Source organism: Bacillus sp. JZ109 (assembly GCF_053903135.1).
The window spans coordinates 2761126-2775486 of the sequence record NZ_CP096388.1 but is presented as its reverse complement, the minus strand read 5'-3'; the positions used below and the strand labels follow the sequence as shown (position 1 = coordinate 2775486).

Below are 14361 nucleotides of genomic sequence, written 5' to 3'. Positions count from 1 at the left end.
ACCAACATAGGGGTGAGGTTGAGATGTTTTCAAAAGATAAGCTTCCCGTTATCCTTTTTTTGTTCCTGGCAGGGGTGATTAATTACCTGGATCGCTCGGCGCTTTCCATTGCAGCTCCTTTTATTCAGGATGATCTCACATTGTCTGCAACGCAAATGGGCTTGATTTTCAGCAGTTTTTCGATTGGTTATGCGATTTTTAACTTTCTTGGGGGCGTGGCATCCGACCGCTATGGGGCAAAGCTGACCTTGTTTGTCGCGATGGTTGTTTGGTCGCTGTTTAGCGGAGCAGTCGCCCTTGCTTTTGGCTTTGTCAGTCTGCTGATTATACGCATTCTCTTCGGAATGGGAGAAGGCCCGCTTTCGGCGACCATCAACAAGATGGTGAACAACTGGTTCCCGCCGACCCAGCGGGCGTCTGTTATCGGTGTAACCAACAGCGGCACGCCGCTCGGGGGAGCCATTTCTGGCCCGATAGTCGGCATGATCGCAGTGGCGTTCAGCTGGAAGGTATCCTTCGTTCTCATTATGATTATTGGATTGATATGGGCAGTGCTCTGGTTCAAGTTTGTCAAAGAAAAGCCGCAAGAGACGATGAAGGAAGCACCGGCAATAAAAGCAGAAACGTCTCCCGGAGAAAAAATTCCGCTCACCTTTTACCTGAAGCAAAAAACGGTCCTGTTCACGGCGTTCGCTTTTTTCGCTTACAACTACATCCTCTTCTTCTTTTTGACGTGGTTTCCGAGCTATCTTGTCGACGAACGGGGATTAAGTGTTGAATCGATGAGTGTCATTACGGTCATCCCGTGGATTTTAGGCTTTATCGGGCTGGCTGCGGGGGGATTTGTTTCTGACTATGTGTACAAAAAAACGGCCCGAAAAGGTGTGCTGTTCTCGCGCAAGGTTGTGCTTGTCACGTGTTTGTTTTCATCAGCTGTCCTGATTGGTTTTGCCGGGCTTGTGGCAACGACTGCGGGGGCTGTCACTCTTGTCGCTCTGTCAGTGTTCTTTCTTTATTTGACCGGTGCTATCTATTGGGCTGTCATTCAAGATGTGGTTGATCAAAACAATGTCGGTTCTGTTGGCGGCTTCATGCATTTCCTCGCCAACACGGCAGGAATTATCGGCCCGGCTCTAACCGGATTTATTGTTGACCAAACAGGCACGTTTTCTGGAGCATTTTTGCTTGCCGGAGGGCTGGCTGTCTTGGCTTCACTTGCTGTGATTCGTTTTGTCCGTCCAATCATTGGCAAGCCAGCAGGAACAGAAGCTGAGAATCCTGTGTCTTATTAATCTGGAAATATAGTGGGAGAGGCGGTATGTTTGATGATACAATATACAGTAAATAATCGCAGCCGGTATGATAAGGAAGGGAATTAGATGGTAACCATAAAAGATATCGCAAAACTCGCAAACGTATCCCACACAACCGTTTCCAGAGCACTCAACAACAGTCCTTACATCAAAGAACATACGAAGAAAAAGATATTAGAGCTAGCAGAGCAGCTCAACTATACACCAAATGTAAATGCGAAAAGCCTGGCGATGCAAAAGTCGCATACGATCGGGCTATTCTTTACAAGCATTACAAACGGAACCTCACACAGCTTCTTTGCAGACACAATCAAAGGCGTCAATCAAGCCATAAGTGAGGATTACAATCTGTATGTGCGCGGCATTGATGATCTGAAAAACTATGACTCCGTTACACCGATGAGGTATGACGGCATCATTTTAATGAGCCAAAGTGACATTGATAATTCTTTCATTTACCATATTCGCGAAAAAAACATTCCGCTTGTCGTGCTGAATCGTGATATTGATGATCGCACCATCACGAATATTTTGTCCAATGACAAGGAAGGCTCTCAAGAAGCTGTAGAATACTTCATTCAGTCCGGCCATCAAGACATCGCCATCATCGAGGGAATCGAAGGCTTTAAATCCTCCCAGCAGCGAAAGGAAGGCTACTTATCTGCACTGATTCAACATCATATTCCGATCAAGCATGAATACAGTGTCAAAGGACAGTACGATATGGAAAGCGGCTTTCAAGCGATGGAGAGGCTGCTGGCACTGCCGAATCCTCCAACCGCTGTTTTTTGTTCGAATGATGACATGGCAATCGGAGCGATGAATGCGATATTCGCAAAGGGCCTGCGCGTTCCTGATGATATTTCGGTGATCGGGTTTGATGATATTGGGTTTTCACAGTACATCACGCCAAGACTTACAACAGTAAAGCGCCCAGTGGAGAAAATCAGCGTGCTCGGTGCGCAAAAACTCTTGTCTCTGATCAGCGAGCCCGAAACAAAAGCAGAAAAAATCTTGGAAAACACAGAATTCATGGTGCGTGATTCAGTCAGACGATTGACGACGTGATGCCCCGTTTTTCAGCGGGCATTCTTTTATAAAGAAAAATGTTAACGTGTGCATGAAAAGAGGGAGGCAATAAGGATGCAGAAACTGAATAAAAATGTGTACGATCACTATACTCGGTATCCAGAAAAAATTCTCCAATTCGGAGAAGGAAACTTTCTTCGGGGATTTGTCGATTGGCAGATTGATCAATTGAATCAACACACTGATTTTAATGGGAGCGTGGCAGTTGTCCAGCCAAGAGGCTCAGAAAAAATCAAACGATTAAATCAGCAAGATGGATTATATACGCTTTTTTTACAAGGAATGAAAGACGGAGAAGCGGTAAACGAGCATATGATTATCAACTCAATCAGCCGGGGAATTGACCTGTTTTCTGATTATAAAGCATACAAAGAATTGGCATCAAGCGAAAGGCTTCGGTTTATTATCTCCAACACCACTGAGGCTGGGATTGTATGTGATGAAAAAGATCGTTTAGAGGATAGGCCGCAAAAAACATTCCCTGGGAAATTAACTGCATTTCTCTACTTCCGCTATCAGGCTTTTAAAGGAGATCAGACAAAAGGGTGTGTCCTAATCCCATGTGAACTGATTGAGAACAACGGCGAAAAGCTGAAGGAAACGGTTCTTCATTATGCAGGTCTGTGGAAGCTGGAGGAAGGATTTACACAGTGGATTCATGAGGCCAATACATTCTGTAATAGTTTAGTAGACCGGATTGTTCCGGGTTTTCCCGTCGACAGCATTGATGAGATCACGGCGGATCTTGGCTATCAGGATGATTTGATAGTTGTGGGAGAGCAATATTATTTATGGGTTATCGAGGGGCCTGATTGGATTGGAAAAGAACTTCCCTTTGCGGCTGCAGGGCTCCATACAAAGATCGTCAGCGACCTCACCCCATACCGGACTAAAAAAGTAAGAATTTTAAATGGCGCTCATACAGCAATGACGGCAGTGGCTTTATTATACGGCTTAAAAACTGTTAGGGATGCTGTCGAGCATCCGGAAGTTGGGCGATTTATAAGAGAGCTGATTGACGACGAAATTCTTCCTGTTTTAAAAATGGAAGGTCTTTCTCAGTATGCTGACGATGTGCTGAACCGTTTTAAAAACCCGTATATTAAGCATTACCTGGAAAGCATTGCATTGAACTCCGTTTCCAAATTCAAAACGAGAAACCTGCCGACTCTTAAGGAATATGCTGAACAAAAGGGACAGCTTCCTGAACGCTTGGTGTTTTCTTTCAGCGCTCTTCTGTATTTTTATCATGATAACGAGACATTGCAGGATGATCCGGCAGTTCTTCAATTTTTCAAAGAGGTTTGGTGTCAGGAGGATGGCGACATGCTTCGGATTGCATCAAGAGTGTTAGGCGAACAGCGGATGTGGGGGGCAGATCTCAATGAGATACCGAAGCTGACTGATAGAGTCGCTGTTTACTTGAATCTTATTCATGAGCTGGGCATGCAGCGGGCTCTTGAACAATACTGCATACAAGGGGGAGAGGTACGTTGAAGTCGTTTATAAAGATTCATAAGCAAGATAATGTCCTTCTTGCTCTGCGGGATATCCAAAAGGGAGAGAGGCTGCATGCGGACGGCGTGTCGATTGAAGTAAAGGATGATATAAAAAGAGGCCATAAGATTGCATTGCAGCCTATTAAAGAAAACGACAGCATCATCAAGTACGGGTTTCCAATCGGTCATGCATCACAAGATATCTCGATCGGAGAGCATATTCATGTCCATAATACGAAAACAAACCTGTCTGAAATCCAATCATACAGCTATACACCAAGATTTGATGAAAATCCGTATACTAATGAGAACCGGATGTTTAAAGGTTTTAGAAGAGAAAACGGAGATGCGGGTGTACGGAATGAATTGTGGATTGTCCCAACTGTCGGCTGTGTCAATGGAATAGCAGAAAAAATGCTGCAGCGTTTTGTCAGAGAAACAGGGGATATCGCTCCATTTGATAACGTACTGGTGTTAAAGCATCAATACGGATGCTCGCAGCTTGGCGACGATCATGAAAATACGAAGCAAATCCTGCTGAATGCCATTCGCCATCCAAATGCCGGCGGCGTCTTGGTGTTAGGGCTTGGCTGTGAAAACAATGAGCTGGCAAGAATGAAGGAAGCACTGCAAGATGTGAACTTGAAGCGGGTGAAGTTTCTGGAATCCCAGTCGGTGACCGACGAAATGGAGGCAGGCGTTGCTTTGCTGAAGGAAATTCATGAAGCGGCCAAAGGAGATAAGAGAGAAGACATTCCGCTGTCTGAACTGAAGATCGGGCTGAAATGCGGAGGTTCGGACGGTTTTTCCGGCATAACCGCAAACCCGCTGCTTGGACGTTTTTCAGATTATCTCATTGCACAGGGAGGGAGCACGGTGCTGACGGAAGTACCGGAAATGTTCGGCGCAGAAACCATCCTGATGCAGCGGGCTGCCAATGAAGAAGTGTTTCATAAGATAGTCCAATTAATCAATGATTTTAAACAATATTTTATCAAACATGATCAGCCGGTGTACGAAAATCCTTCACCGGGCAACAAAGCAGGCGGCATTTCTACACTTGAGGATAAATCGCTGGGCTGTACGCAAAAAGCGGGGATTTCTCCTGTCACGGATGTCTTGAAATACGGGGAAGTGCTCAAGACAAGAGGGCTGACGCTTTTGAGCGCGCCAGGCAATGATTTGATCGCCTCCTCCGCATTGGCGGCGGCCGGCTGCCAAATTGTCCTCTTTACAACGGGGAGAGGCACGCCGTTTGGCACCTTTGTCCCGACGGTGAAAGTAGCGACAAACACCGAGCTGTATGAAGCGAAGCCGCATTGGATTGATTTTAACGCAGGCCTTTTAGCAGAGGATGATGTTCATGAGGAATATGTGCTGCGTGAGTTTATCCACTATATGGTTGAGGTGGCAAGCGGCCAGCTTGTGAACCATGAAAAAAATGATTTCAGAGAACTCGCCATTTTTAAATCGGGTGTGACGCTATAATAAGAAAAGGCTATCCTTCAAGCGGATAGCCTTCTTCATTAAATCAATTTTAAACCGCTGACTAAAATAATGGACGCCATAATAAATTGCAGCGGACGCGGGGAGAATCGAGGCGAAAGATGGCTTCCGATCAGCACGCCGGGAATTGAACCAATGAGCAGATTAGCTGCCAGCATGTAATCCACGCTTCCGAAGCTAGCGTTCAAAATGCCTGCTGCCGTAACAAGAAGAAATGCATGCGCGATATCGGTTCCGACAATCTGTGACGCTTTCATGTTAAATAAGTAAATCATGGCAATTGCAAATAATGAGCCAGAACCGATTGATGTTAAGCCGACGATAAACCCAAACACAACACCAATAAGAATCGTCAGCGCCCGCTTATTTTCAAGCGGCATCAGCTGCCAGCGGTTGGGACGAAGTTTTCTATCCAAAAACAAACGAACGATGATTGAAATGGCAACCAGCGTTAACACATATCCTAGAGCGTGCTTAATAATTTCTTCCTGATGCTGGTGAAAGGCGGGGAACAAATGCAAGATGCCAATGGCTAGCGAAGCACTCGGAATACTGCCGATGGCTAAGTATTTTACCAATTTAAAGTTAATCGTTTTCTGCCGCCAATGGGAGGCAACGCCAAACAGCTTTGTGATCGAGTTATATACAAGATCTGTACCGACCGCGATGGAAGGATTAATTCCAAGCACAATTAAAAGGGGAGTTAATAAGGCCGCTCCACCCACTCCCGTCAATCCGACTAAGGCTCCGACAAACAAACCCATCAATATGATGCTTACACTCATGATAAAGGCCTCCTGAAAACCCGACTATTTTTATCAGATTATAAATGATTAGGACGCGTTAATCAATTAAATTTTTTGAATTTTTGCACGTTAGCTGCTTGAAATTTTGGTATGCTCAATATCTCTATTCATTTGCCCTATAATGAGTGTCTGGACGAAATCGAGAAGTACTAAAGGCGCAAAAAAAGATACCTCTTAACAGGTATCTTTTTTCTTGTTTACGCTACATGCGCTGCTGATAGAAAGGAAGCTCAGTGTGACCCATTTCCCGCACATACACGAACAGGTTGCCTTTATGGTGAATTTCATGCTCCATTGCAAGCTGAAGCAGCGCGCGGCCTGTGACTTTTCTGCCGAAAGCGGATGTCAGATCAATTTCTCTGTCCAGCTGCTCTTCAGTCAGCTGTTCAAGGATAGCGGCCGTTTTTTCTGTATATGTTTTTGCCAGAACATTGAGATCTGTTTCTGTTTCTTCCTGCTTGTTTTGAAATGGTGAGGCATTGCCTTCCTTAATGACATTTGCGAACAAGTGGAAAGACGTAAGAATGTGTTTGACCAGCTCTTCTGCTGACATTGATGTTTCTGCCGGTTTGTAGCTGTAATGGTCTTTGCTGATTTTTTCGGCAAGCTCATTGGTCACGTTTCGATGGGATAAAAAATGGCTGACAATTTGATTGGATTGGCTCATTATGATCTCCTCCATATGTAAAAATAAATGGTGCAATGAAATCCTATATCAACGGTTACGAATTCACAAGTAATATGCTGTGTGATGAAACAAAATGCTATGTCAATCGTATATATAATGTTCACAAAACATGAAATGGAGTATAAACATGACTAACATACCTTTCATTTATCAGTACGAAGAAAAAGAGAATGAAAGAGCTGCGGCGGGCTACGGCACTTTCGGTTACCTTATCACACGGATTGAAGAAACGCTTTATGATCAATACGGTGTATTCTATGAGCTCTATGCCAGTGATGATCCAAATACGGAATACTGGGAGCTTCTTGTAGAAGATGTCCGCAGCGGTTCATTGGAGCCAGAGCATGTGGCATATATATTTGAAAAGCTTGAAAAGAAAACCTTTGCTTACGATGAAGATGAGAAAGAACCGGATTATACCGTCCATAAGTCTATAAGAAACAGTGTATACGCGTATCCTGAAAAGGGAGTTGCTTTTGCCAGAATTCCATATTTTCAAGATGGGAGCATTATGAGTTTTGATTGTCTGTTTGCGGTTAACGATGAAAAGATGCGTGCATTTCTGGAGGGAGTCAGACCGCGTCTTTGGGAAAAAAGCAAGCGGAAAGTGACCGTGTTTACGGATGGAGATGGAGGGACTTCAAGAGAGCAGGAAGCCATTGTCAGAGAGGTTCAGCGGAGTCAAGTCATCATGAATCCGCTATTGAAAAAGGAGATATACAGATCAATTGATCAGTTTTTTCATAGTGATAAATCGTTTTATCAAACATATGACATCCCTTACAAGCGCGGCATTCTGTTATATGGACCTCCTGGAAACGGAAAGACGACGTTAGTGAAGTCGATCGCAGGCAGTATCGATGCACCTGTTGCTTATTGGCAAATTACTGAATTTACGTCGAGCGAGACAATAGAAGAAGTCTTTCAGGCAGCGAGACGCCTCGCTCCTGCAGTTCTGGTCATCGAGGATATAGATTCGATGCCGGAAGATGTGCGGTCCTTTTTTCTCAATACGCTGGACGGCGCGACATCAAAAGAGGGGCTATTTCTCATCGGTACGACAAACTATCCCGAAGAGATCGATCCAGGTTTGATGAATCGTGCAGGGCGATTTGACCGTGCCTATGAAATCGGGCTTCCGGATGAAGAGCTGCGGCTGGAATATATGAAAATGAGAGGCTTTGGCATCTTTTTGAGTGAAGGAGAAATAAAAAACGCCGCAAAACTTACAGAAGGCTTTTCCTTTGCACAGCTGGGAGAATTATATGTATCTTCAGCCCTTCAATGGCACCAAGAAGGGAATCACCATATTGAAACCATGGTGAAAGACATGACAGGAGAGCAAAGAAAAAGCCAGCGGGGAAGCTGGATGGAAAGAAACAAAGTCGGTTTTCACTAAAAGAAAGCACGGGTGTTTGAAAAACCCGTGCTTTTTTGTTGCGGTTAGCCGAAATTCGACAATTGCGGTTATTTTGCGTTCTTCTTTTTCTTGTAAATATGATAAAATATGACATATCTCGGGTAATTCAAAAGGGGGGATTAATTGAGGATGAAGCAGACGATTCCGTCCTCTTATGTCGGGCTTAAAATTAATGAATGGTATACTCATATCCGGCAGTTCCACGTCGCTGAAGCCGAACGGGTCAAGCTCGAAGTAGAAAGAGAAATTGAGGATATGGAAGAAGACCAAGATTTGCTGCTGTATTATTCTTTAATGGAGTTCAGGCATCGTGTCATGCTGGATTACATTAAGCCTTTTGGAGAGGACACGTCGCAGCTAGAGTTTTCAGAATTATTAGAAGACATCGAAGGGAATCAGTACAAGCTGACAGGGCTTCTCGAATATTACTTTAATTTTTTTCGAGGAATGTATGAATTTAAGCAGAAGATGTTTGTCAGTGCCATGATGTACTATAAACGGGCAGAAAAGAATCTTGCCCTCGTCTCGGATGATATTGAGAAAGCCGAGTTTGCTTTTAAAATGGCTGAGATTTTTTATAATTTAAAACAAACCTATGTTTCGATGAGCTACGCCGTTCAGGCATTAGAAACATACCAAATGTATGAAACGTACACCGTCCGCAGAATCCAATGTGAATTCGTTATTGCAGGTAATTATGATGATATGCAGTATCCAGAAAGAGCATTGCCCCACTTAGAACTGGCTTTAGATCTTGCAAAGAAAGAAGGCAATCCCCGCCTGATCAGTTCCGCCCTATATAATCTCGGAAATTGCTATGAGAAAATGGGTGAACTGCAAAAGGCAGCCGAATACTTTGAGAAATCTGTTTCTATTTGCAAGTCGGAAAAGTTCGATAATCTTCCGCATTCTATCTACTCTTTAACACAAGTTCTGTATAAACAAAAAAATGACGCCGAAGCGCAAAAAAAGTATCGTGAAGGATTGGAAATCGCCCGTCAATACAGTGATGAATTATTCGTGGAGCTTTTTCAATTTTTACATGCGTTATACGGAAAAAACATAGACACAGAATCAGTCTCACACACCTTTCAATTTCTTGAAGAACATATGCTGTATCCTTATATTGAAGAGCTGGCGCATGATGCTGCCCAATTCTATATAGAAAACGGACAGCCCGAAAAAGCACTTTCATTTTATGAGAAAATGGTGCACGCACAAAAACAAATCCAGAGAGGAGATTGTTTATATGAAATCTAAATGGATGTCAGGTTTGTTGCTCGTTGCGGTCGGGTTCAGCTTTACTCAGGTGATGGTTCATGCAGGTGAAACAGCAAACACAGAAGGGAAAACATTTCATATTGCGGCACGCAATCAAACATGATGCATAAAAAAAGACCCTTAGGGGTCTTTTTTATTTCTTCAGCTTCCATTCTTTTATCGTCAGCTCAGAAGATCCACTTGCCACCAGCGGATCCGCATGGCCGATTTCTGCTGCCTCTTCCAGTGAATCTGCTTCGATGACATACGCTCCGCCTGTGGCGTCGCTAAATGGCCCAAACATTTTTAAACGTTTTTCTGCTTGTAAACGATCCAGAAATTCATAGTGCCCAGCCACATGCTCCTGATTAAATTTCTCCGTTCTCATTGTCAGCATTAAATATGTATACATATTTAGACCCTCCGTGAACTTCATTTTAACACATTTATCCATATTACGGTGATAGATGATATGAGCTTTTCGTCCTACGAATGCCACCTATTTATGAAAAAAGAAAAGGAGAGATGATAGGTGAGCATTCCAGTAAAGAAAAATTTGGTTTCTGAGGCGAAATACGCGTTGAAGTGTCCTAATGCAATGTCCGCTGAATACATTACCATTCACAACACGGCAAACGATGCATCAGCGGCCAATGAAATCAGCTATATGATCGGGAACACAAGCTCGACAAGCTTTCATTTTGCGGTCGATGATCAAGAGGTGATTCAAGGTCTGCCGCTTAACCGAAACGCTTGGCACACTGGTGACGGCACAAACGGTCCGGGAAACCGCAAATCAATCGGTGTTGAGATTTGCTACAGCAAATCGGGAGGCCCGAAGTATGAGGCAGCTGAAGCCTTGGCGATTTCATTTGTTGCACAGCTTTTGAAGGAGCGCGGCTGGGGCATCGATCGTGTGAGAAAGCACCAGGACTGGAACGGAAAGTATTGCCCGCACCGCATTTTATCAGAGGGGCGCTGGGATCAAGTGAAGGCGGCAATTGAAAAGGAATTAAACGGGGGCATATCAGCTAAAAAAGCTGCAGTCTCTTCTTCAGCGTCTGTATATCATGTGAAAAAAGGCGACACATTGTCAGGGATTGCCGCATCACACGGAGTCAGTGTGAAAACGCTGCAAAGCATCAATCATATTACTGACCCGAATTACATTAAAGTCGGACAAGTGATCAAACTGCCTCAGACGGCATCTGCTTCTAAAAGCCATGCCGCATTCTCATATCCGCTCCCATCCGGCGTGATCAAAGTGACAAGCCCGCTGACGAAAGGGACAAAAGTAAAGCAGGTGCAGACCGCTTTAGCCGCTCTTTATTTTTATCCTGATAAAGGAGCGAAAAATCACGGCGTTGACGGCGTTTATGGCCCGAAAACAGCAAATGCAGTGAAACGTTTTCAGTCTGTCAGCGGTTTAACGGCTGATGGGATTTACGGTCCGAAAACGAAAGCGAAGCTGGAGGAAAAGCTGTAAATGAAAAGACGGAAGCTGTGAAGCTTCCGTCTTTTTATCTTACATACAGACTGCGGCAAGCACCTTTTGAATATCATAAATGCTCTCATCTTTTTTAAACTGCTTTGAGACGGCAGGAAGTTCTGCGCCGGAGATCCAAATTTTCAGCTCTGAATCGAGATCAAAGCGGCCGGCCGTTTCCACGCTGAATCTGGAAATGCTTTTGTACGGAATCGATTGAAACTCCGTTTTCTTGCCTGTGATTCCCTGCTTGTCCACAAGAATAAGCCGCTTGTCAGTGAAGACAATCAAATCGCGAACCAGCTTAAACGCGGCTTCAACCTTCTCACCCTCAAGTAAAATATAAGCAAGCTCTTCTTTTACAGCAGCCGTTGACAGTGTTGACGCATTGCCGAGTAATCCATCAATAAACCCCATCATATACCTCCTCTGCGTATTCTATCAAATCATACTATAAAAAAGGTTTTCATTCATGGATGAGTAGAGTAAACTTGTGCTGACTGGTAAAGGGGGCGTTCAAAATGAAAGATATGTATGACAGCTTTGCAGCCCTTTCTGCTTCTGAGTCGGAACATACAGACTGCGGCAAGCACCTTTTGAATATCATAAATGCTCTCATCTTTTTTAAACTGCTTTGAGACGGCAGGAAGTTCTGCGCCGGAGATCCAAATTTTCAGCTCTGAATCGAGATCAAAGCGGCCGGCCGTTTCCACGCTGAATCTGGAAATGCTTTTGTACGGAATCGATTGAAACTCCGTTTTCTTGCCTGTGATTCCCTGCTTGTCCACAAGAATAAGCCGCTTGTCAGTGAAGACAATCAAATCGCGAACCAGCTTAAACGCGGCTTCAACCTTCTCACCCTCAAGTAAAATATAAGCAAGCTCTTCTTTTACAGCAGCCGTTGACAGTGTTGACGCATTGCCGAGTAATCCATCAATAAACCCCATCATATACCTCCTCTGCGTATTCTATCAAATCATACTATAAAAAAGGTTTTCATTCATGGATGAGTAGAGTAAACTTGTGCTGACTGGTAAAGGGGGCGTTCAAAATGAAAGATATGTATGACAGCTTTGCAGCCCTTTCTGCTTCTGAGTCGGAGTACCGGATTATTTATGAGGAGAAAAACGGAAGTGAGCTTATCGTCCTCGGTCCCCACGGCGGCAGAATTGAGCCTGGCGTCAGTGAACTGGTGCGGGCATTTTCGGATCGATGCTCCATCTATTTGTTTGAGGGTGTAAAACAGCGAAACAATCGTTCCTTGCATCTCACCAGCATTCGTTTTGATGAGCCGCTGGCTTTAGAAAAAGTGAATGCCCACCATTACGCATTAGCGTTTCACGGGTATTATGATCCAAACATCCCGCATACTTTGGTCGGCGGGGCTGATCGAAAAAAAGCCAAGCTCATTTGTGAGCGTCTGAATGAAGCGGGTTTTAGCGCCGAGCTAACTAATGAGAAAGACCGCCTGGCAGGTGTACACCCAAGCAATATTGTCAATCGGACGAAAAGAGAAATGGGGCTGCAATTGGAGGTGAGCACGGCACAAAGAAACGCGCTGTTCTGCAATTTTGGGTGCCGTGATAAAAGCTACATACAAAACGACTTGTTTGATCGATATGTGGAAGCCGTCAAGCTTGGCTTTTATACATAAAACGAAACGGGACCTGCACTGTCAGCCTATTCCTTCATACGCTGGGATTGTGCGAAAGTGTAGGGAGGAATGATTCATGTTTTATCATATAAAAGAGCTTCAATATCAAGCAAAGCCAGCTCATCCCGATCCGGTTTATGCGAAAAAACTTCAAGAGGTGCTCGGCGGCCAATTCGGTGAAATTAGCGTCATGATGCAGTATTTGTTTCAAGGGTTTAACTGCAGGGCGGATGCTAAGTATAAAGATTTGTTATATGATGTGGGTACCGAAGAGATCGGGCACGTAGAAATGCTGGCAACGATGATTTCCAGGCTTCTGGACAATGCACCCGCGGATGTACAGGAGGATGCTTATAAAAGCAATCCTGCTATCGCAGCAGTCATGTCAGGGATGAATCCTCAGCACGCGATTGTGTCCGGATTGGGGGCGATGGCATCAGATAGTGAGGGCTATCCGTGGAATGCAAAATACATTATCTCAAGCGGAAACCTGCTGGCCGATTTTCGCGCTAACTTAAATGCGGAGGCCCAAGGACGCCTTCAGGTGACACGGCTTTATGCCATGACCGATGATCCAGGGGTAAGAGATATGCTGTCATTTTTGATTGCAAGGGATACCTATCATCAAAATATGTGGTACGCGGCCATTAAAGAGCTGGAGGAAAGAGAACGGGATATTGTCGTCCCGACGACGTTTCCGCGTGAGCTCGAAAAGCAAGAAGTCTCCTATGATTTGTTTAACTTTTCCAGGGGGGATGAAAGCTCGCAAGGAAGATGGGCACATGGGGAAGCCTTTGACGGCCGGGGTGAATTCAGGTATATCCCGGCTCCGATTGCGTTCGCATCTGCGCCTCATCTTAAACCGGCGCCCATGTGGCTGCATAATACAGTTCCCCCAATGTCGAAATGTTAGGTTCTCTTCTGGGCTGAGGAATATATCCTTAGCCCGTATTTGATCAGATGTTTTTGCCAATATGATATAACGCTTTTTCCTCAGCGACCTGCAAGTGCTGCTGATCTCCTTCCTCGTACGCATGTGGCCGCTTGTGAGATAATAAATAAGCGAGCCGCTTCTGAAATTGAATACCTGCTTTACGCCGTTCAAACATGTCAAGCCTTTTATCAGCAAATTCCTTTGTTACCCGGAATACCGCCGCAATTGTGGCGAGTGCCTGGCTTCTCCATTGCGGCAGTTCCATCTGCAACAGCATAAAGGTTGGCACACAGAAGTGGTACATAAATTGATTTGCCTGGAATTCTTGAAGCTCTCTGAAGAGCTTGTTCATCTGAAAATGATTGCCTGCATGCTTTAACACGTGGCACAGCTCATGGCCAAAATCCTCCCATTGCTCTTCCCGTGACTTTTTTTGGTTCAATACGATACTGTACATGCCGTCGTATTTCACCATCATGCTCCCCATATCCTCAAAATGCACCCAAATATCCAGATCCTTTGCGATTTTCAGCATGTCAATGTGATGAGGGGATGTGATGCCCAGCCGGCCGTATAAATTTTTAACGTATTCTTCCAGATGTGATAAGTAATCGCCCAATTGAATACTCCCTTTCGAACATTTGTTCTGTTTTTAGCGAGAAAGAAAAGCCCGTATAGGACTGGAAAGTAGTGTAGAAATCTTTCC

The 14361-nt window shown here is 44.5% G+C and carries 15 protein-coding genes and 1 pseudogene; 10 read left to right on the top strand and 6 right to left on the bottom strand.

What is annotated here, in order from left to right; genetic code table 11:
• Window positions 1-23 precede the first annotated feature (23 nt).
• From M1D94_RS14610 to M1D94_RS14595, 4 genes are all read left to right on the top strand, one after another.
• Complete coding sequence (locus M1D94_RS14610; protein ID WP_072174215.1) at window positions 24-1292, top strand: MFS transporter; 1269 nt, start codon at window positions 24-26, stop codon at window positions 1290-1292.
• Window positions 1293-1379: 87 nt separating this feature from the next.
• Window positions 1380-2381: a LacI family DNA-binding transcriptional regulator gene (locus M1D94_RS14605; RefSeq protein WP_021479486.1), complete on the top strand. Its 1002-nt coding sequence runs from the start codon at window positions 1380-1382 to the stop codon at window positions 2379-2381.
• Window positions 2382-2456: 75 nt separating this feature from the next.
• Window positions 2457-3899 (top strand): tagaturonate reductase, encoded by a 1443-nt coding sequence (locus M1D94_RS14600; protein WP_456270265.1) that lies wholly within the window; start codon window positions 2457-2459, stop codon window positions 3897-3899.
• The gene (locus M1D94_RS14595; protein ID WP_456270264.1) at window positions 3896-5389 is read left to right on the top strand and encodes a UxaA family hydrolase; all 1494 of its coding nucleotides are present in this window, start codon (window positions 3896-3898) and stop codon (window positions 5387-5389) included. The genes M1D94_RS14600 and M1D94_RS14595 overlap by 4 nt, the downstream gene beginning before the upstream one ends.
• A gap of 38 nt (window positions 5390-5427) precedes the next feature.
• Here M1D94_RS14595 and M1D94_RS14590 read toward each other — a convergent pair whose 3' ends face one another.
• Together M1D94_RS14590 and M1D94_RS14585 are read right to left on the bottom strand one after the other, a co-directional pair.
• A complete protein-coding gene (locus M1D94_RS14590; RefSeq protein ID WP_014476525.1) occupies window positions 5428-6192 on the bottom strand; it encodes a sulfite exporter TauE/SafE family protein in 765 nt (254 codons plus the stop codon).
• A 223-nt stretch (window positions 6193-6415) separates the two neighbouring features.
• Complete coding sequence (locus tag M1D94_RS14585; protein ID WP_014479541.1) at window positions 6416-6880, bottom strand: DinB family protein; 465 nt, start codon at window positions 6878-6880, stop codon at window positions 6416-6418.
• Window positions 6881-7028: 148 nt separating this feature from the next.
• Here M1D94_RS14585 and yjoB point away from each other — a divergent pair, with 148 nt between their 5' ends.
• The 3 genes from yjoB (at window position 7029) to phrA (ending at window position 9705) form a co-directional block, all read left to right on the top strand.
• Complete coding sequence (gene yjoB / locus M1D94_RS14580; protein ID WP_003245490.1) at window positions 7029-8300, top strand: ATPase YjoB; 1272 nt, start codon at window positions 7029-7031, stop codon at window positions 8298-8300.
• A gap of 144 nt (window positions 8301-8444) precedes the next feature.
• Complete coding sequence (gene rapA / locus M1D94_RS14575; protein WP_015252291.1) at window positions 8445-9581, top strand: response regulator aspartate phosphatase RapA; 1137 nt, start codon at window positions 8445-8447, stop codon at window positions 9579-9581.
• Window positions 9571-9705 carry a phosphatase RapA inhibitor PhrA gene (gene phrA / locus M1D94_RS14570; RefSeq protein ID WP_003245487.1) on the top strand — a complete coding sequence of 45 codons (135 nt, stop codon included), beginning with the start codon at window positions 9571-9573 and terminating at the stop codon, window positions 9703-9705. The genes rapA and phrA overlap by 11 nt, the downstream gene beginning before the upstream one ends.
• A 30-nt stretch (window positions 9706-9735) precedes the next feature.
• On the opposite strand, the gene M1D94_RS14565 is transcribed toward phrA, so the two are convergent.
• Window positions 9736-9993, bottom strand: coding sequence for a YciI family protein (locus M1D94_RS14565; RefSeq protein WP_003232731.1), 258 nt, complete (start codon window positions 9991-9993; stop codon window positions 9736-9738).
• Between the two features lie 120 nt (window positions 9994-10113).
• Between M1D94_RS14565 and M1D94_RS14560 the strand changes: the two genes are divergently transcribed.
• Window positions 10114-11067: an N-acetylmuramoyl-L-alanine amidase gene (locus M1D94_RS14560; protein ID WP_049140759.1), complete on the top strand. Its 954-nt coding sequence runs from the start codon at window positions 10114-10116 to the stop codon at window positions 11065-11067.
• A 39-nt stretch (window positions 11068-11106) separates the two neighbouring features.
• On the opposite strand, the gene M1D94_RS14555 is transcribed toward M1D94_RS14560, so the two are convergent.
• Window positions 11107-11484 (bottom strand): PH domain-containing protein, encoded by a 378-nt coding sequence (locus tag M1D94_RS14555; protein WP_049140760.1) that lies wholly within the window; start codon window positions 11482-11484, stop codon window positions 11107-11109.
• A 155-nt stretch (window positions 11485-11639) separates the two neighbouring features.
• Window positions 11640-12014, bottom strand: a pseudogene (locus M1D94_RS14550) (PH domain-containing protein); the annotation flags it as partial.
• A 104-nt stretch (window positions 12015-12118) separates the two neighbouring features.
• On the opposite strand from M1D94_RS14550, the gene M1D94_RS14545 reads away from it, so the two are divergent.
• Both M1D94_RS14545 and M1D94_RS14540 read left to right on the top strand, forming a co-directional pair.
• Window positions 12119-12721 (top strand): poly-gamma-glutamate hydrolase family protein, encoded by a 603-nt coding sequence (locus M1D94_RS14545; protein WP_014479547.1) that lies wholly within the window; start codon window positions 12119-12121, stop codon window positions 12719-12721.
• A gap of 76 nt (window positions 12722-12797) precedes the next feature.
• Window positions 12798-13634 carry a manganese catalase family protein gene (locus M1D94_RS14540; protein WP_003245071.1) on the top strand — a complete coding sequence of 279 codons (837 nt, stop codon included), beginning with the start codon at window positions 12798-12800 and terminating at the stop codon, window positions 13632-13634.
• A 43-nt stretch (window positions 13635-13677) separates the two neighbouring features.
• On the opposite strand, the gene M1D94_RS14535 is transcribed toward M1D94_RS14540, so the two are convergent.
• Window positions 13678-14274 carry an ImmA/IrrE family metallo-endopeptidase gene (locus M1D94_RS14535; protein ID WP_015715727.1) on the bottom strand — a complete coding sequence of 199 codons (597 nt, stop codon included), beginning with the start codon at window positions 14272-14274 and terminating at the stop codon, window positions 13678-13680.
• Between the last annotated feature and the right edge of the window lie 87 nt (window positions 14275-14361).